At 63.0% G+C, this 17,139-nt stretch carries 14 protein-coding genes; 9 read left to right on the top strand and 5 right to left on the bottom strand.

The genetic code is table 11. The features are described from left to right. Positions 1-14: 14 nt before the first annotated feature. The gene (locus tag SynM161_RS11180) at positions 15-821 is read left to right on the top strand and encodes an FkbM family methyltransferase (RefSeq protein ID WP_186541487.1); all 807 of its coding nucleotides are present in this window, start codon (positions 15-17) and stop codon (positions 819-821) included. Positions 822-973: 152 nt separating this feature from the next. Here the strand turns inward: SynM161_RS11180 and argJ are convergent, their stop codons facing one another. Further along, a complete protein-coding gene (argJ, locus tag SynM161_RS11185) occupies positions 974-2,176 on the bottom strand; it encodes a bifunctional glutamate N-acetyltransferase/amino-acid acetyltransferase ArgJ (RefSeq protein WP_255441793.1) in 1,203 nt (400 codons plus the stop codon). Between the two features lie 50 nt (positions 2,177-2,226). Between argJ and coaE the strand changes: the two genes are divergently transcribed. Then, entirely contained in the window at positions 2,227-2,853 is a 627-nt protein-coding gene (gene coaE / locus SynM161_RS11190) for a dephospho-CoA kinase (RefSeq protein WP_186541489.1), read from the top strand. Here the strand turns inward: coaE and SynM161_RS11195 are convergent. Both SynM161_RS11195 and gatB read right to left on the bottom strand, forming a co-directional pair. Continuing rightward, positions 2,850-3,671: a 2OG-Fe(II) oxygenase gene (locus tag SynM161_RS11195; RefSeq protein ID WP_186541490.1), complete on the bottom strand. Its 822-nt coding sequence runs from the start codon at positions 3,669-3,671 to the stop codon at positions 2,850-2,852. The genes coaE and SynM161_RS11195 overlap by 4 nt on opposite strands. Continuing rightward, a complete protein-coding gene (gatB, locus tag SynM161_RS11200) occupies positions 3,671-5,152 on the bottom strand; it encodes an Asp-tRNA(Asn)/Glu-tRNA(Gln) amidotransferase subunit GatB (RefSeq protein ID WP_186541491.1) in 1,482 nt (493 codons plus the stop codon). Before gatB ends, SynM161_RS11195 begins: the two co-directional genes overlap by 1 nt. Positions 5,153-5,243: 91 nt before the next feature. On the opposite strand from gatB, the gene thiO reads away from it, so the two are divergent. Further along, positions 5,244-6,356: a glycine oxidase ThiO gene (gene thiO, locus SynM161_RS11205; RefSeq protein ID WP_186541492.1), complete on the top strand. Its 1,113-nt coding sequence runs from the start codon at positions 5,244-5,246 to the stop codon at positions 6,354-6,356. A 4-nt stretch (positions 6,357-6,360) separates the two neighbouring features. On the opposite strand, the gene ndk is transcribed toward thiO, so the two are convergent. Then, on the bottom strand, positions 6,361-6,816 hold the full coding sequence (ndk, locus tag SynM161_RS11210; protein WP_025362563.1) for a nucleoside-diphosphate kinase: 456 nt from the start codon (positions 6,814-6,816) through the stop codon (positions 6,361-6,363). A gap of 122 nt (positions 6,817-6,938) precedes the next feature. On the opposite strand from ndk, the gene speA reads away from it, so the two are divergent. Next, a complete protein-coding gene (gene speA, locus SynM161_RS11215) occupies positions 6,939-8,867 on the top strand; it encodes a biosynthetic arginine decarboxylase (RefSeq protein WP_186541493.1) in 1,929 nt (642 codons plus the stop codon). Here the strand turns inward: speA and alaS are convergent. After that, on the bottom strand, positions 8,858-11,527 hold the full coding sequence (gene alaS, locus SynM161_RS11220; protein WP_186541494.1) for an alanine--tRNA ligase: 2,670 nt from the start codon (positions 11,525-11,527) through the stop codon (positions 8,858-8,860). The genes speA and alaS overlap by 10 nt on opposite strands. A gap of 25 nt (positions 11,528-11,552) precedes the next feature. Here alaS and SynM161_RS11225 point away from each other — a divergent pair, with 25 nt between their 5' ends. From SynM161_RS11225 to SynM161_RS11245, 5 genes are all read left to right on the top strand, one after another. Beyond that, the gene (locus tag SynM161_RS11225; protein WP_114987758.1) at positions 11,553-11,969 is read left to right on the top strand and encodes a hypothetical protein; all 417 of its coding nucleotides are present in this window, start codon (positions 11,553-11,555) and stop codon (positions 11,967-11,969) included. Then, positions 11,966-15,163, top strand: coding sequence for a DEAD/DEAH box helicase (locus tag SynM161_RS11230; protein WP_186541495.1), 3,198 nt, complete (start codon positions 11,966-11,968; stop codon positions 15,161-15,163). The genes SynM161_RS11225 and SynM161_RS11230 overlap by 4 nt, the downstream gene beginning before the upstream one ends. 2 nt (positions 15,164-15,165) lie before the next feature. Beyond that, positions 15,166-16,053, top strand: coding sequence for an SWIM zinc finger family protein (locus tag SynM161_RS11235; RefSeq protein WP_186541496.1), 888 nt, complete (start codon positions 15,166-15,168; stop codon positions 16,051-16,053). A gap of 14 nt (positions 16,054-16,067) precedes the next feature. Further along, positions 16,068-16,547, top strand: coding sequence for an MEKHLA domain-containing protein (locus SynM161_RS11240; RefSeq protein WP_115131317.1), 480 nt, complete (start codon positions 16,068-16,070; stop codon positions 16,545-16,547). A gap of 166 nt (positions 16,548-16,713) precedes the next feature. After that, positions 16,714-17,106 (top strand): Hsp20/alpha crystallin family protein, encoded by a 393-nt coding sequence (locus SynM161_RS11245; protein WP_006849794.1) that lies wholly within the window; start codon positions 16,714-16,716, stop codon positions 17,104-17,106. Positions 17,107-17,139 lie beyond the last annotated feature (33 nt).

The raw sequence follows: 17,139 nt of genomic DNA on the forward strand, positions 1-17,139 counted from the left end.
ACAAAGAGACATGAATGATTGGCAAACTTTTAGACGTTTATTCCCACTTTTTCGCAAAGGTTAAATTCAGAAAATTCAACAAATTTCTTTTTCTCGCGGGAGCGAGAGGTCTTGGAATCCTTAATTACAAAACCTCCTGGGCAAGCGGTGAAGAACCATTTCTGAGGAGATTTCTTATGGATTATGACAACTCAGACTCAATTGTTTTGGATGTAGGGGCGAATAAAGGCCAGTTTGCATCATGGGTGCTACGCAACTCTTCCAAGCTAAAGGTATTATCCTTTGAACCCAACCCTGCAGCAGCAGTCATTCTGAAGAAAAATATTGACTCAAGCAAACGACATTTGTTAATAGAAAAAGGCGTATCGAGTTCTATTAAAATAGGAAAAATATACGATTACAGCAAAAATGCTGGGAGCGGACATGCATCTATGTATAACGAGGTCATTACTGAAATTCATAACCACAAAACTTTTTCAGAAACCCCAATTGAACTAACAACCATTGACCATGAATTAGAAACACTTCCGACAAAAAGAGTATGCCTTCTCAAAATTGATACCGAAGGCCATGAAAAAGATGTCCTAATAGGCTCCAAGATCCTCTTATCATCGAACCCCCCCGCAGCAGTACTGGTTGAGTTCAATGAGATGAATGCGGTCAGCAACACACAATTCCGCACAATAAAACAACTAATAGGTGATAAGTATATTCCCTATAGATTACTGCCAGGAGGCTCTCTCCTTCCTCTAAAAGGGCAATCACCTTTGTATACAGAGATCTATGCATATCAAAACCTTGTATTCCTAAGAGAAAACTAGAGGGACTAAATTTATCGAAGTGGCAATAGATTTGATTCAACAAATTCCTTCTAGCTACCTTTTGCATCTCCTATTCTTCAATATGGCTATGTAGTTTTTAATTTTAATGGGAATGAAAGGCCAAAAAAGGCTTTATAATATGTTTTTATGAATTAAGTCGTGTAATCGGCGTTGATGCGCACGTACTGATCCGATAGGTCACATCCCCAAGCCTGACCACAGCCGGGACCATGCCCCAAGCCGAGGCGAATCGGAACATGCTCCTGCTTCAAAACATTGCTGGCTGCAGCGCGATCAAAGGCCACGGGTTGACCAGCCGCCATCAGTTGATGGGGACCAATCCAAAGAGCAACCGCATCCGGATCGAAAGACACACCAGAGCGACCCGCGGCCGCCACGATCCGCCCCCAGTTCGGATCCCGGCCGTGGACCGCTGTCTTCACCAGAGACGAACCACAGACCGTGCGCGCCACCTGCAACGCCGCGGCCTCGTCAACCGCACCCTCCACCTGCACCTCGATCAGACAGGTCGCCCCTTCGCCATCCCGGGCAATGGCCTGGGCCAGCTGTTGCATGGCCTGGGTGAGGCCCTGTTCCAGAACGGCATGGTGTTGTTGGGCCAGCGCTGGGCCTGCCGCAAACGCCAGCACGGTGTCGTTGGTGCTGGTGTCTCCATCCACGGTGATGGCGTTGAAGGAACGCTGCACCGCACGTCGCACCATCCCCTGCCAAACGCTGGCATCGATGCCGGCATCACAACTGAAAAAGCCGAGCATCGTGGCCATATCGGGATGAATCATTCCCGAGCCTTTGGCCATCCCTCCGATGCGCACCCGGCGCCCCTCCAGTTCCAGTTCGAGCGCCACCTGCTTGTCCACCAGATCGGTGGTGAGAATGGCGTTGGCCGCAGCATCACCCCCCGCGTCATCCAAGGCCTCCACCAAAGGAGCCAACCCGGCCAGAAGGGTGGGCATCGGAATCGGCACACCGATCACGCCCGTGGAGCAGATCAACACCGACTCCGCATCGACGCCAAGCTGATCGGCCAGCACCTGGGTGGCGCGCTGACTGTCGACCAGACCGCGATCGCCGGTGCAGGCATTGGCCTGACCGGAGTTGATCAACACGGCACGGGCCTGGCCGGCAGTACTGACGAGGCGATCACGGCAGAGGTCAACACAGGCCGCCCGCACCACGGAGGTGGTGAAGGTGCCGGCACAAACGGCCGTCACCGGTGCCAACACCAGCGCCAGATCAGGCTTACCTGAGGGCTTAAGACCGGCAACGATGCCAGCGGCCTGGAACCCATTCGGTGCCGTCACACCACCCTGGATCGGTTGCCAAGAAGAAGCCATCGCCACCGCTGATCCGCCGCGAGACACTGGGTGCATCCTGCTCCGACACCATGGCGCCTGGCGAGCCGTTCTCGCAACGACGCATCGGACTCACGGGCGGGATTGCAAGCGGCAAGAGCAGCGTGGGCCATTGGCTGGCGCAGCAAGGGCTGCCGGTGCTGGATGCGGATCAATTCGCCCGAGAGGCCCTTGCACCCGGTCGCCCCGCCACGACCAGCGTGATCCAGCGGTACGGCGCTGGAGTCCAGGCTGAAGGGGGCGCAGCCGTCGACCGCGCTGCCCTGGGTCGGATCGTGTTCCAGGACCCCGCGGAACGGCGGTGGCTCGAGCAACTGGTTCACCCGATCGTGCGGGAGCGCTTCGACCAAGAACTCAGCCTCCATGCCAAGACACCAGCCGTTGTGCTGATGATTCCGCTGTTGTTCGAAGCGGGGCTGGAGTCGCTCTGCAGCGAAATCTGGCTGGTCGACTGCGATGCATCCCAGCAGCTCGAGCGCTTGATCGCGCGGGACGGGCTCAGCCCTGACGCCGCTCAAGCCCGCATTGCCGCCCAATGGCCCCTAAGCCGCAAACGTGGCTTGGCAGATCACGTTCTTGCCAATCGAGGCCAACCCGGCGCCTGGAAAGCCCAGGCGATGGGTCTGCTCAACGCGTCGCTGCCAGCAGATCCCGGTTAACCGTTCCTCCCGAAGTCGGCACGGAACCACTTGGTGATCACCCATTTGTGGCCCGCCTGCACCGGCAAGGCCTCATGCAGCGTGAAGGGGTTGGGAGTGCCATCGGCCTGGAGGTTGTTCCAGGCCAACGCCATTCCAGGCACAGGCGTGAACGAGCGCCCCAGGCGGCGGAACAACGTCTCTCCACCCCGCTCCACAGGGTTGAGATAAACCATCACCGTCCACGTGCGTTGCCCGCCACTGTCGGTATGGGTGGCGTATTCCTCCGTGCCCGGCATAAACCAATCCGTGTGTTCCTTGAAGTATTCGCCAGGGTCGTAGCGCTGCCCCTGAATCGGTTCCGAGAGCCGCGGATCCACGCCGAACAAGGCCGCAAAGCGCTGATCAAGGCTCGCCGCCAGCTGGGGATGGTTTTGGCGCAAATGACAGGTGCGACTGGTGCGGTAATCGCTGCTGCCGCGGGTCACCGTTGACGGCTGCAGTGACGTGTTGATGGCGTCGATCACCTGCTCGCATTCCTCGTGGCTGAGCAGCCCTGGCAGCTCGTAGACCTGGGCCAGCGACGTATCCAACCGCCAGGCGCGAGGCCGGTGCTCTGGCCGGGTGAGGGGGGACTCGAACCAGGCGAGCCAATCGGGCGATGGTGGGTCCGTGGTTGTGAGCCGAAGGAACGACGAATCGAGAACTGCCGCAATCGCCTCTTGCGCAAACCCCTGGTCGAGGGCCCGCTGCATCAAGCCTTGAGGATCACAGCCGCGATCCCGGTTCTGCAGCAGCCATTCCTTCCAGGCATCGGGAATGACTGCCGCTCCGCTCATCAACCCTTGAGCTTCTTGCTCAGAATCTGGTTGGCGAGCTTGGGATCCGCCTTACCGCCGGTCTTCTTCATCAACTGTCCGACGAAGAAGCCCTGCAGCTTGGTCTTGCCCCCGCGGAAGGCCTCCACCTCATCGGGGTGGGCCCCCAACAGCTCATCAACGATGGCTTCGATCGCCGCCGGATCGCTGATCATGCCGAGACCGCGCTCGTCGACAATCGCCTTTGGTGAGCCGCCTTTCTCAAGCAGCTCCGGAAGGATCTCCTTGGCGATCTTGCCGCTGATCTTGCCGCCATCAATCAGTTGCACCATCTCGGCCAACTGCTCCGGCCGGAAGGGCAGTTCGGCATAGCTGAGCCGATTGCTGTTCACGTGGGCGGCGATGTCGCCGGTAATCCAGTTCGCCGCAAGCTTGGCGTCAGCGCCGGCACCCACCACGGCCTCGAAATAGTCGGCCATCGGTCTCTCATCGGTGAGCACCCGCGCGTCGTACTGGGAGAGACCCAGCTCATCGGCGTAGCGATGCCGCTTGGCCGCTGGAAGCTCAGGCAATTCAGCACGCCAGGACTCCCGCTGATCCGCGCTCACCTCAATCGGGCCGAGGTCGGGATCCGGGAAGTAGCGGTAATCGCTGGCGCCTTCCTTGCTGCGCATGCTCTTGGTGAGCTGCTTGCCCTCATCCCAGAGGCGGGTCTCCTGAACGATCGGCTCACCGGTTTCGTAGGCCTTGATCTGACGCTTGATCTCGTACTCGCAGGCCTTTTGGATGGCCGAGAACGAGTTCATGTTCTTGATCTCCACCTTCGTGCCGAAGGGCGCATCCGGCCCCCGTCGCACGGAGATGTTGACGTCGCAACGCAGGGATCCCTCCTGCATGTTTCCGTCACTCACCCCCAGATACCGCATGATCCGGCGGATCTCCGAGGCGTACTCCGCCGCTTCACGGCCGGTGCGCAGGTCCGGCTTGCTGACGATTTCCGCCAAGGCCACACCGGCCCGGTTGTAGTCCACGAGCGAATGGGTGGAACCCGCCAGGCGGTCACTGCCGGCATGCACCAACTTGCCGGCGTCCTCCTCCATGTGCAGTCGTTCGATGCCGATTTTCTTGAGATAGGTGTCCTTTCCCTTCTCCGCCACTTCCACCTCGATCCAGCCCTCCTCGGCGATCGGCTGGTCGTACTGGGAGATCTGGTAGTTCTTCGGCAGATCTGGATAGAAGTACTGCTTGCGGTCGAACTTGCTGTGTTCGGCGATGTTGAGGTTCAACGCCATCGCTGCCTTCACCGCATACTCGAGCACCTTCTGGTTCAGCACCGGCAATGTGCCAGGCAGACCGCACACCACCGGGTCGATATGGGTGTTGGGGTCATCACCAAAGGTGGTGGACGCAGCCGTGAAAATTTTGCTGTCCGTTCCCAGCTGCACGTGGGTCTCGAGACCGATCACGGCCTCCCAGGCCGGTTGGGTTGCTGCGTCGGCCATGCGCCCGTGATGTGAAGCAGATTCCGGGATCCTATGGAATCAGGATGAAGCCCTCTCCTGACACCATGACCAGCAAGGGCCTTTCTTGCGCATGACTGCCGCCTCTGCCTCAGCCGTCTGTGTTTTGGGCGGGGGACTGATGGGCTTAGCCGTTGCCCATCAGCTGGCCCGTCGCGATCAGCGCGTGACCGTGATCAGCCGCCGCCGCAGCGAAGCGGCAGGCTTTGTGGCTGCAGGGATGCTGGCGCCCCATGCCGAAGGCTTGAGCGGCAACCTGTTGGAGCTGGGTCAAGCCAGCCTCGCGCTGATCCCCCGCTGGGTGGCGCAGATCGAGGCGGACAGCGGCCTGAGCTGCGGCCTGCGCACCAGCGGCATCGTGGTGCCGTTCCGAACAGCGACCGAGCGGGACGCTTACCCCACCGCCAGCCTTGGGCAAACCCTGGACCGCACCGGCCTTGAGCGGGAAGTCCCAGGCCTGGGGCCGGAGTGGAGCACCGGGCTGCTGTTCGAGCAGGACGGCCAGATCGACAACCGCAGGCAGTTGATGCGGGCCCTGGAGCGGGCCTGCGTGTCCCTGGGCGTGCAGTTCATGGAAGGGGCCGAAGTGCTTGATCTGGAGCGGGAGTCCGCCGGACAGCTCTGCGGCATCCATCTGCGCAGCGCCGAAGGAGAACAGCAGCAACTGCGCTGCCAGCAAGCCGTGCTCTGCAGTGGCGCCTGGAGCCAACAACTGGTGCCGCAACTGCCCGTGTTCCCGGTGAAAGGGCAGATGCTGTCACTGCAGGGTCCGCGGGAGGCACTGAAGCGGGTGATCTTCGGCCCTGGCACTTATCTGGTTCCACGCGAAGACGGATTGATCGTGGTGGGGGCCACCAGCGAACGGGACGCCGGATTTGCCGAAGGCCTCACCCCCGATGGCCAGAAACAACTGCAAGCGGGGATCGCCAGCCTGCTGCCAACAGCGGCCACATGGCCCCCGATGGAGCGTTGGTGGGGGTTCCGGCCCTGCACGCCCGATGAAGGCCCCTTGCTCGGCCCTGGTCCGCTACCTGGTTTATGGCTGGCCTGTGGGCATCACCGCAATGGCGTTCTGCTTGCCGCCATCACGGCTGAGCTCACGGCCGGCGGCGTCATGAAAAAAGCCCCCAACGCCGCCGAAGAGACGTTGTTGGGGGCATTCCGCTGGAACCGGTTCGAAAACTGAGCGATCAGCCTTCGACGCGCCACTCCTGATCGGAAGGAGACCAGTCGTTCAGCTCAGAGGCTTCAAACCAAAGGCCGATCTCGAAGGCAGCGGTTTCCGCAGCATCGGAACCGTGGATGACGTTGCGGCCGATGTTGACGGCCAGATCGCCACGAATGGTGCCGGGCTCAGCCTCGAGGGGCTTGGTGGCACCGATCAGCTTGCGGGCACTGGCGATCACACCATCGCCTTCCCAGACCATGGCCACCACGGGGCCGGAGGTGATGAAATCGACCAGACCAGCAAAGAAGGGACGCTCCTTGTGGACGCCGTAGTGCTGCTCAGCCAGGGCGCGGCTGGGAGTGATCTGCTTCAGACCCACCAGCTTGAAGCCCTTGCGCTCAAAGCGGCCGAGGATCTCGCCCACCAGGCCGCGCTGGACGCCGTCGGGCTTGATGGCGATGAACGTGCGTTCGGCCATGGATTGGTGTGAAGTAAAAGCGCCGCCATCGTCAGTGCTGGCCACCCCGCTTGGCAAGCACTGACCTTGGGCAGCGCAGGGAATGTCCCTAGATTCCGGCCATCCACTTCAAGCAGACGCAGGTGTCAGACAGCGAACACTGGTCGATTCAGGACAGTGCTGCGCTGTACGGCCTCGACCGCTGGGGCGATCCGTATTTCTCCATCAATGGGCGCGGCCACATCAGCGTTCAACCCCAAGGGGATCGCGGCGGCAGCCTGGATCTGGTGGATCTGGTGTCGGAGCTGAAAAGCCGCAACCTGGCGCTGCCGTTGCTGATTCGCTTCGACGACATCCTCGAAGACCGCTTGGAGCGGCTTCATGCCGCCTTTGAACGCGCCATCGCGCAATACAGCTACCCAGGCCGGTACCAGGGCGTCTTCCCAGTGAAGTGCAACCAGCAACGCCACGTGGTGGAAGAGTTGGTGAGCTGCGGAAAGCGCTGGAACTTCGGGCTGGAAGCGGGCAGCAAGGCGGAGTTGCTGATCGCTCTCTCGCTGCTGGACGACCCCGAAGCCCTGCTGATCTGCAACGGCTACAAGGATCGGCTCTACATCGAGACCGCGATCCTGGCGCGACGGCTGGGACGGCAGCCGGTGGTGGTGATCGAACAGCCGGACGAAGTTGACCGGATCATTGAAGCCAGCAAGAGCCTGGGGGCAGCGCCCTACATCGGTGTAAGGGCCAAGCTCTCCAGCCGCAGCACAGGGCGCTGGGGCAGCTCCGTCGGCGACAAGGCCAAATTCGGCCTTTCGATTCCCGAGTTGCTGGCCACAGTGGAGCGGCTGCGGGAGAACAACCTGCTCCCCGATCTGCGCCTGCTGCACTTCCACATCGGCAGCCAGATCAACGACATCGCCGTGCTCAAAGACGCCCTCCAGGAGGCGGGGCAGATCTATGTGGAGCTCACCCGACTGGGGGCTCCGATGGGGTTCCTGGATGTGGGTGGTGGACTCGGCATCGACTACGACGGCAGCCGCACCGCATCAGCCGCCTCCACGAACTACTCGCTGCAGAACTACGCCAACGACGTTGTGGCCACGGTGCGGGAATGCTGCGAACCCAATGGTGTGGCCGTACCCACGCTGGTAAGCGAAAGCGGCCGCGCCATTGCCAGTCATTTCTCCCTGCTGGTGTTCGACGTGCTGGGCAGCAGCGCACTGCCGGCATCGGTTCCCAAGGCCAGCGGAGATGAACCACTCACCGTTCGCAACCTGCGGGACACCCTCGCCACAATTCAAGAGTTATCGGCGACGGCGGATGCGCAATTGGTGCGTCTGCAGGAAGCCTGGAACGACGCCTTGAAGTTCAAGCAGGATGCGCTGGCCGCATTCCGGCTCGGGTACATGGGGCTGCCCGACCGCGCCACCGCTGAACAACTGACGTGGGCCTGTGCTGATGCGATTGCGCAGCGACTGCCCAAGGATCAAGCCATCCCGGAAGAGCTCGCAGCCCTCAACAAGGCATTGGCGGGAACGTATTACGCCAACCTGTCGATCTTCCGCTCAGCACCCGACACCTGGGCCATCGACCAGCTGTTTCCAGTGGTGCCCATCCAGCAGCTGGATCAACGACCGACCCGACTGGCCAACCTCGCCGACCTCACCTGTGATTCCGATGGTCGGCTGGATCGCTTCATCGGAGAAGGACAACCGAAACACCTATTGGAGCTGCACGAACTCGACGACAACAACCCCTATCTGATCGGCCTGTTCCTCAGCGGTGCCTATCAGGAGGTGATGGGCAATCTGCACAACCTGTTCGGCACCACCAACGCCGTGCACATTCGCCTCAGCCCCGGCGGTAGCTATCGCATTGACCACGTCGTGCGGGGTGACACCAATGCCGATGTGCTGGAGGCCATGGAGCACGACCCCCGTGCCTTGCTGGAGCGGTTGCGGGTGGCGGCGGAAGCGGCCATCAACAACGGCCAGCTGCGCATCGACGAGTCACGCCGGCTGCTGGATCACCTCGAAAGCAGCCTGCGACAGACCACCTACCTTCAGGACTGAGCCAACGCTGCCGCCAGCTCGGAGCGAGCGGACTCAAGAGCAGCAGGGAGGGCAGCACCATCGCGTCCCCCGGCCTGGGCCAGGTTCGGGCGTCCACCGCCGCCACCGCCGCACTGTTTGGCAATGCCTCCGATGAACTTGCCGGCCTGGAGCTTGGCAGCGATCACCTGCTTGCCGAAGGCCGCCACCAGGATCACCTTGCCCATGTCGCCAGGATCCGGCAGACCGCCGATCACCACGGCCGCACCATCCCCCAGCTGATCCGCCAGGCTCTGGGCTGCACCCTGCAAACCAGCGCCATCCACGCCGTCGAGGCGTTCCACCAGCAGTTGGAAGTCGCCCACGGCCTCGGCCTTAGCGGCCAGAGCGCCGGCTTTCGCCACCGCCAGTTCCGCCTGAGCCGCGGCCAGCGCCTTGCCGGTGGCCTTGAGCTCCTCCTGAAGGGCCGCCACACGATCCACGATCTCGGCCGGCTGAGCCTTGAAGCGATCCCCCAGCTGCTTCACCACTGCATCGCGCTCGTTCAGATACGCGAGCACAGCGGGACCAGCGACGGCTTCAATCCGGCGGATACCGGCCGCAACGCCACTTTCCGCCACGATCTTGAACAGGCCGATCTCAGCGGTGTTGGCCACGTGGGTGCCGCCGCAGAGCTCCATCGACACACCGGGTACGTCGACCACCCGCACCACATCGGCGTACTTCTCACCGAACATCGCCACGGCACCGGCCGCCTTGGCCTGATCAATCGCCATCTCCTGCACCTGGAGCGCATGGGCCTCGTTGATCCAACCGTTGATCAGGGTTTCAACCTGCTGCAACTGATCCGCCGTCACCGCCGTGGGGCAGTGGAAGTCGAAGCGCAGGCGATCGAAATCCACCAATGATCCGGCCTGGCCGATGCCTGGATCCACCACCTGCTTGAGCGCTGCTTGCAGCAGGTGGGTGGCGGTGTGATTCGCCTGGGCCCGACGCCGGCAGGCACGATCCACCTGGGCCTTCACGGTGTCGCCCAAGGCGAGCTCGCCGCGTTCCACCCGCCCGGCATGGACGAAAACATCGCGGCTGCGGCTCACCGACTCAATCCGAACAATCAGATCGCTGCCTGCAAGCACGCCGCGATCGCCCACCTGACCGCCGCCTTCTCCATAGAACGGCGTGTTGTCGAGCACCACCTGAACCGCATCACCCGCCTTGGCGGTGCTGGCTGGCTCACCGTTCACCACCAACGCCCGCACACAGGAGGCGTGATCGAGGGCTTCATAGCCCTCGAAACAGGTGGCCGCCTGATCTGCCACCACCTGGTCGATCGCATCCTGCAGGGTGAGATCGATGCTCACCGCGGCCGCCTTGGCCCGCTGGCGCTGTTCCTCCATCGCCGCCTCGAAGCCATCGAGGTCAACGGCCAGGCCCTGCTCCTCAGCGATCTCCTGGGTGAGCTCCAGCGGGAAGCCATAGGTGTCGTACAGCTCAAAGGCCTGGGCACCGCTGATCTGGGTGGGCTTGGAGGCCAGCACCTCCGCCAGCAACTTCTCGCCGCGCTCGAGGGTCTCGAGGAAGCGGGCTTCCTCCCGCTGGAGCTCGGCCAGGATCACCTCCTGGCGCTCGATCACGCTGGGGTGGGCCCCCTTCAGCAGGGCAATCGCCGCCTCGCCCATGGTGACGAGGAAGGGTTTGTCGATGCCCAGCAGGCGGCCATGGCGCACCACCCGGCGCAGCAGACGCCGCAGGATGTAGCCGCGGCCCAGGTTGCTGGCGGTGACGCCATCGCAGATCAGCTGCGTCACCGCACGGCTGTGATCGCCGATCACCTTCAACGACGTCTTGCCCTTGTCGTTGAGCTGGTGGTAGTCGACCCCCGCCAGATCCGCGGCCGCTTGGATCAGCGGGAAGATCAGATCGGTTTCGTAGTTGTTGGGAACCTTCTGCAGAATTTGGGCCATCCGCTCAAGGCCCATGCCGGTGTCGATGTTGCGGTTGGCCAGCGGCGTGAGGGTGCCCTCCGCGTCGCGGTTGTACTGCATGAACACCAAGTTGTAGAACTCGATGAAACGGTCGTCGTCCTCGAGATCGATGCCCTCATCCCCAAGCTCGGGTTTGAAGTCGAAATAGATCTCCGAGCAGGGGCCACAGGGGCCGGTGGGGCCGGAGGCCCAGAAGTTGTCGGCCTCATCCATGCGGATGATCCGCTTGGGGTTCACCCCCACCACATCACGCCAGATCTGCTCGGCTTCGTCGTCTTCCCGGAAGACGCTCACCACCAGGTTCTTGGGGTCGATGCCGTAAACGCCGGTGCTGAGCTCCCAGGCCCACTCAATCGCCTGCTGCTTGAAGTAATCCCCAAACGAGAAGTTGCCGAGCATCTCGAAAAAGGTGTGATGCCGGGCCGTACGCCCCACGTTCTCGATGTCGTTGGTGCGGATGCACTTCTGCGAACTGGTGGCCCGGGGCGCGGGTCGCTCCTGCTGGCCCAGAAAAACCGGCTTGAACGGCAGCATTCCTGCAATGGTGAGCAGCACCGTTGGGTCTTCGGGAATCAATGAGGCGCTGGCCATCCGCTTGTGGCCGCGCTCGGCATAGAAGTTGAGAAAGGCCTCACGGATCTCCTCCCCACTGCGCGGTGCAGACGCTGCAGAAGACGACGATGCGGCGGCAACCATGACAGGAAAGGGGGATCCTGCCGTCATGATCGCCTTTGAACCGCCGGCGCCCGTGGCCGTTCCACCCAGTGATCCCGAGATTCGCCAGCGACTGCGGCTGCAGTCGATCGGTTGGGCGCTGGCTGCCGGCATCAGCGCAGGGCTGCTGAGCTTGCCCTGGGGTCTGGAAGCTGCGGTGCGTTCGGGCGGTTGTGGCCTCTTTTACGGCCTGCTGGCTTTCCACCTGCAACGGGTGGACCCTGATGACGGGCATTTGCAGGCGGGTCTGGTGGGGGCGGTCTGCGGGTTGCGCAGCCTCGGCATGCCCCTACCCCTTGACAACTGGCAGGTCGATGGCCTGGCATCATTACTACTGGAGCTACTTCAGGCCTGGCTGCCGTTGATCGGCAGTGCTCTCCTGCTCCACGGCACCCTCCGCTTCCTGCCCGCGTCGCGGCCATGAGCCTGCTGCACGCCACCTGGCTTCCCGCCATCCGCACCTCCAGCAGTTCCGGTCAACCGGCACTGCTTGTTTGGGCTGACACCTGGCGGGTGGCCACACCGGAAGGCCCCGGCCTCACCCCCGCGCTGCACCCCTTCACCCTCAGCCATGAAGACCTCAGGGCCTGGCTGAGCGAACGCGACCTTTTGCCGGGCGGCTGCATTGATGCCACGGCCTGTCTCACCCTGCCGAGCCGCACGGTGAAGCCGCGCAAAAGCCGCAGCAAAAAAGAGGAGCCAACACCGGAACCACCTGGCTGGACCGGGCTACCGATGCAGGCCGGCGAACCGATCCCCAAGCAAACCGAATGGTGGCCCTGGCAGGTGCAAGGGCTCGCGGTGGAACCATCAGCTGCGACGGAGTGGCTGTCCCGATTGCCCCTCTCCGGCACCAATCCAGACCTGGCTGACGAGCTGCGCTGGTGGAGCCATCTACAGCGCTGGGCCCTGAGCCTGGTGGCCCGGGGCCGCTGGATTCCCCAGATGGAGCTCAGCAAAGGGGAGGGTTATCCGCATCGGGCCCGCTGGGTGCCGCTGCTCAACCGGGAAGAAGACCGGCGCCGGCTGGAGGATCTGGCGGCCAGCCTGCCGCTTGTGGCCACCTGTGCCTTGCCCTGGCGAGAACCCCTTGGGCGCCGCAGCAACCGCACCACCCGGTTGCGACCGGAGGCCATGCGGGCCGCCAACCCTGTGGCCAGCTGCCGGCCCCGCAGCGGACGCCTGCGGGTGGCGACGCTGCTGGAAGACCTGGTGGACGCGCAGCTGCGCAAGGACTTTGAACCATCCACCGATGGGCTTAATCCCCTGCTGACCCTCTGGCAGGAGGCCCTGGGGTCGGAGACCGGGGTGATCGAGATCGGTGATGAAGAGGCCGAACGCCTGGCCACCGCCAGCCATCACTGGAGGGAAGGCATCGCCGGCGGTTTTGCTGCGGCCCGCACCTGCCTTGAGCTGCACACCCCGCCGGATGGGGAAGATCTCTGGGAGCTGCGCTTCGGGCTGCAGGCGGAAGCCGACCCCAGCCTGAAGCTCCCGGCAGCCGCAGCCTGGGCCTCCGGCGCCGAGATGCTGCAACTCGGGGAGATCCAGGTGGATCAACCGGGCGAAGTGCTGCTGGAGGGCCTGGGACGAGCCCTCACGGTGTTCCCACCGATCGAACGGGGGCTGGAGAGCGCGACGCCGGACACGATGCAGCTGACCCCTGCCGAAGCCTTCGTGCTGGTGCGCACGGCTGCCCGCCAGCTGCGGGATGCCGGCGTGGGGGTGGAGCTGCCGCCGAGCCTCTCCGGCGGCCTGGCCAGCCGGCTGGGCCTGTCGATCAAGGCCGAACTCCCGGAACGCTCCCGCGGCTTCACCCTGGGCGAATGTCTGGACTGGGAGTGGGATCTGATGATCGGCGGGGTGACGCTCACCCTGCGGGAACTGGAGCGTCTGAGCGGCAAGCGCAGCCCCTTGGTGCGCCACAAGGGGGCCTGGATCGAACTGCGGCCCAACGACCTCAAGAACGCCGAACGCTTCTGTGGCGCGAAACCGGAACTGAGCCTCGATGACGCGCTGCGGCTGACAGGAACGGAAGGGGAACTGCTGATGCGGATGCCGGTGCATCGCTTCGACGCCGGCCCAAGGCTCCAGTCGGTGCTGGAGCAATACCACCAGCAGAAGGCGCCCGATCCCCTGCCGGCTCCTGAGGGATTCAGCGGTCAGCTGCGGCCCTATCAGGAGCGGGGCCTCGGCTGGCTCGCCTTCCTGCACCGCTTCGACCAGGGGGCCTGCCTGGCTGACGACATGGGCTTGGGCAAAACCATCCAGCTGCTGGCGTTTCTGCAGCACCTCAAAGCAGAGCAGGAACTGAAGCGCCCGGTGCTGCTGGTGGCCCCCACCTCGGTGCTCACCAACTGGCGACGGGAGGCGGAATCGTTCACCCCGGAGTTGAGGGTCACCGAGCATTACGGCCCCCGCCGCCCCTCCACACCGGCCGAACTCAAGAAAGCGTTGAAGGAGGTGGATCTGGTGCTCACCAGTTACGGACTCCTGCAACGGGACAGCGAACTGCTGGAAACCCAGGACTGGCAGGGGGTGGTGATTGACGAAGCCCAGGCGATCAAGAACCCCGGCGCCAAACAGAGCCAGGCCGCCCGGGATCTGGCCCGACCCGGCCGCAGCAAAAGCAACCGCTTCCGCATCGCCCTCACCGGCACCCCCGTGGAGAACCGGGTGAGCGAACTGTGGGCCTTGATGGACTTCCTCAACCCCAAGGTGCTGGGGGAAGAGGACTTCTTCCGCCAGCGCTACCGGATGCCGATCGAGCGGTATGGGGACATGTCGTCCCTGCGGGACCTCAAAGGCCGCGTGGGTCCGTTCATCCTGCGCCGGCTGAAAACAGACAAAACGATCATTTCCGATCTGCCGGAGAAGGTGGAGCTGAGCGAATGGGTGGGGCTGAGCAAGGAGCAGAAATCCCTGTACAGCAAGACCGTGGAAGACACCCTCGATGCCATTGCACGGGCACCGCGCGGGCAGCGCCACGGGCAGGTGCTGGCCCTGCTCACCCGGTTGAAACAGATCTGCAACCACCCCGCCCTGGCCCTGAGCGAAGGGGCCGTGGACGATGGCTTCCTGGGCCGTTCGGCCAAGCTGCAGCGGCTTGAGGAAATCCTCGATGAGGTGATCGAAGCGGGCGATCGGGCCCTGCTGTTCACCCAGTTCGCCGAATGGGGGCATCTGCTGCAGGCCTGGATGCAGCAGCGCTGGAAATCAGAGGTGCCCTTCCTGCACGGCGGCACCCGCAAGAGCGAGCGCCAGGCGATGGTGGATCGCTTCCAGGAGGATCCCCGCGGTCCGCAGTTGTTCTTGCTCTCGTTGAAAGCAGGTGGTGTGGGCCTCAACCTCACCCGGGCCAGCCACGTGTTCCACATCGACCGCTGGTGGAACCCAGCTGTGGAGAACCAGGCCACCGACCGGGCCTATCGGATCGGCCAGACCAACCGGGTGATGGTGCACAAATTCATCACCAGCGGCTCGGTGGAGGAAAAGATCGATCGCATGATCCGCGAAAAATCACGCCTGGCTGAGGATGTGATCGGCTCCGGCGAGGATTGGCTGGGAAGCCTCGGTGGCGATCAATTGCGCGATCTCGTCGCCTTGGAGGACACCTGACCATGACCCTCAGCAACGGCAGCAGCAACGGCATCACCGCCATCGGCGACGACGGCCTGGGCCAACAGCCCTGGTGGGTGGAGCAGTGGATGGAGCTGATCAACGGCTACCGCTTCAAGAAACGGTTGGAGCGGGCCTGGGGCTACGCCCGTGAAGGCCATGTGACCTCGATCCGCTTCGAAGGCCGCCGCGTGCATGCCCGCGTTCAGGGCACCGATGAAGCGCCCTACAAGGTGAAGCTCTGGCTGGATGTGCTCAACGATGAGGACTGGGGCTATGTGCTGGAAGCGCTGACCCAGAAAGCCCGCTGGTCGGCCCAGCTGCTGGCGGGGATCATGCCCTCCGACATCGAACGGGCCTTTGCCGCCAGCGGCAAACGCCTGTTCCCGTTCAAGTTGCAGGAGGTGCGCAGCGAGTGCAGCTGCCCCGACAAAGCCAACCCCTGCAAACACATCAGCGCGGTGTATTTCCTGATGGGGGATCGCTTCAGTGAAGACCCCTTCGTGCTGTTCCAACTGCGGGGCCGCAACCGGGCTCGGCTGCTGGAAGACCTGGCAGAGCACCGGCGCAAGGCCCTGGCCGAGCGGGCGGCGGCAGCCAAGGAGGAGAACAAAGCCAGCACATCTGAAGAGGCAACACCGCTGCCGCCCCATGCGGCGGTGCAGGACCCGGCCCTGTGGTGGCGCTACAACCGCAGCCTCGATGGCGACCTGGTGGTGATCACCCCAGCCATGGAGGGCGACACGGGCCTCGATGCCGCCGGAGAGCTGCCGCTGGCCGAAGACCCACGCTTCGCCGATGCGCGCAGCACCTTCCTGAACAACCTCAAGGCCCATGGCCAGGCCAGTGCCCAGAAGGCGATGCTGCAGGCCATGGCAGCCGGCAGCTGACGCGGAGCAGAGCCATGGCCCGTGAAGCCGCCTGGCTCACCGCCGACAAACAAAGGCTCGCCGCAGTGCTGCTGCAATCGCATCAACGGGCCTTCAGCAGGCCGCTGATCGCCTCCGCCCAACCGGGCCAGCCGAAGCGGCTGCTTTGCCAGAACCTGTTTGCCTGCGGCTTTCCGGTGCTGGCTCACGGCACTGAGCAGGATCCCTCACTCAGTTACGCCAACGCTGCGGCCCTGCAGCTGTGGGACAGCCACTGGGATGGGCTGATTGGCATGCCCTCACGGCTCACCGCCCCGGACAGCGAACGGGCGGAACGCAGCAGCGCCCTGGGCCAGGCCAAACGCCTCGATGCCGTGCAGAACTATCGCGGCATTCGCATCAGCCGCAAAGGGCGGCGATTCATGATCAACAAGGCCCGGATCTGGACCCTCTGGGATGCAGAAGAGCGGATCTGCGGCCAGGCGGCCTGCTTCAGCGACTGGTGGTGGCTTTAAGGAGATTCGGTTTCAACACCATCCCTGTGGTGCCAGCCGAACCTGGTGGTACAGACCGAATCAAAACGGACGGTTCTCACGCTTCTGGTTCTCATCCAAGCGGCGCAGATTGTGATGGCGGGCGATCAACCCAGTCCGCAGATGTTCATTCTTCGGAGCCACCATCATGCTGACCCTGCGCCAATCCCCCTTTGATCTGTTCGAGCGTCTCGAACAACAACTGGCCACCGCTGAGCGCGTTCCCAACGCCGAAATCCGCGAAACCGAGACCAGCTACACCGTGCAACTGGAACTGCCCGGGGTGGACCGCGACTCGATCGACGTCAAGGCCACCGATCGCAACCTGGTGATCAGCGCTGAACGCCCAGCCACAGGCAGCGATGACAGCAACGCACCGCTGCTGAGCGAATTCCGCAGCGGCACCTGGAGCCGCAGCTTCCGTTTCCCCCAGAGCCTCGATCGCGACCAGCTCAAGGCCAGTTATCGGGACGGCATTCTTGAAATCAACGCCGGCAAAGCGGTGGAACACACCAGCGTTTCGGTGAAGGTGGAGAGCTGATCAGGTCCTGAATCAGAACCTGAGCACTAAGCC

The sequence above is a fragment of the Synechococcus sp. M16.1 genome (assembly GCF_014279895.1).
In the GTDB taxonomy this organism is placed as follows: domain Bacteria; phylum Cyanobacteriota; class Cyanobacteriia; order PCC-6307; family Cyanobiaceae; genus Parasynechococcus.

Bases quoted from the DNA above. Each gene is read 5' to 3' on its own strand.
- SynM161_RS11180 (WP_186541487.1), top strand. From the start codon at position 15: ATGATTGGCAAACTTTTAGACGTTTATTCCCACTTTTTCGCAAAGGTT.
- argJ (WP_255441793.1), bottom strand. From the start codon at position 2,176: ATGGCTTCTTCTTGGCAACCGATCCAGGGTGGTGTGACGGCACCGAAT.
- coaE (WP_186541489.1), top strand. From the start codon at position 2,227: ATGGCGCCTGGCGAGCCGTTCTCGCAACGACGCATCGGACTCACGGGC.
- SynM161_RS11195 (WP_186541490.1), bottom strand. From the start codon at position 3,671: ATGAGCGGAGCGGCAGTCATTCCCGATGCCTGGAAGGAATGGCTGCTG.
- gatB (WP_186541491.1), bottom strand. From the start codon at position 5,152: ATGGCCGACGCAGCAACCCAACCGGCCTGGGAGGCCGTGATCGGTCTC.
- thiO (WP_186541492.1), top strand. From the start codon at position 5,244: ATGACTGCCGCCTCTGCCTCAGCCGTCTGTGTTTTGGGCGGGGGACTG.
- ndk (WP_025362563.1), bottom strand. From the start codon at position 6,816: ATGGCCGAACGCACGTTCATCGCCATCAAGCCCGACGGCGTCCAGCGC.
- alaS (WP_186541494.1), bottom strand. From the start codon at position 11,527: ATGGTTGCCGCCGCATCGTCGTCTTCTGCAGCGTCTGCACCGCGCAGT.
- SynM161_RS11225 (WP_114987758.1), top strand. From the start codon at position 11,553: ATGATCGCCTTTGAACCGCCGGCGCCCGTGGCCGTTCCACCCAGTGAT.
- SynM161_RS11230 (WP_186541495.1), top strand. From the start codon at position 11,966: ATGAGCCTGCTGCACGCCACCTGGCTTCCCGCCATCCGCACCTCCAGC.
- SynM161_RS11235 (WP_186541496.1), top strand. From the start codon at position 15,166: ATGACCCTCAGCAACGGCAGCAGCAACGGCATCACCGCCATCGGCGAC.
- SynM161_RS11240 (WP_115131317.1), top strand. From the start codon at position 16,068: ATGGCCCGTGAAGCCGCCTGGCTCACCGCCGACAAACAAAGGCTCGCC.
- SynM161_RS11245 (WP_006849794.1), top strand. From the start codon at position 16,714: ATGCTGACCCTGCGCCAATCCCCCTTTGATCTGTTCGAGCGTCTCGAA.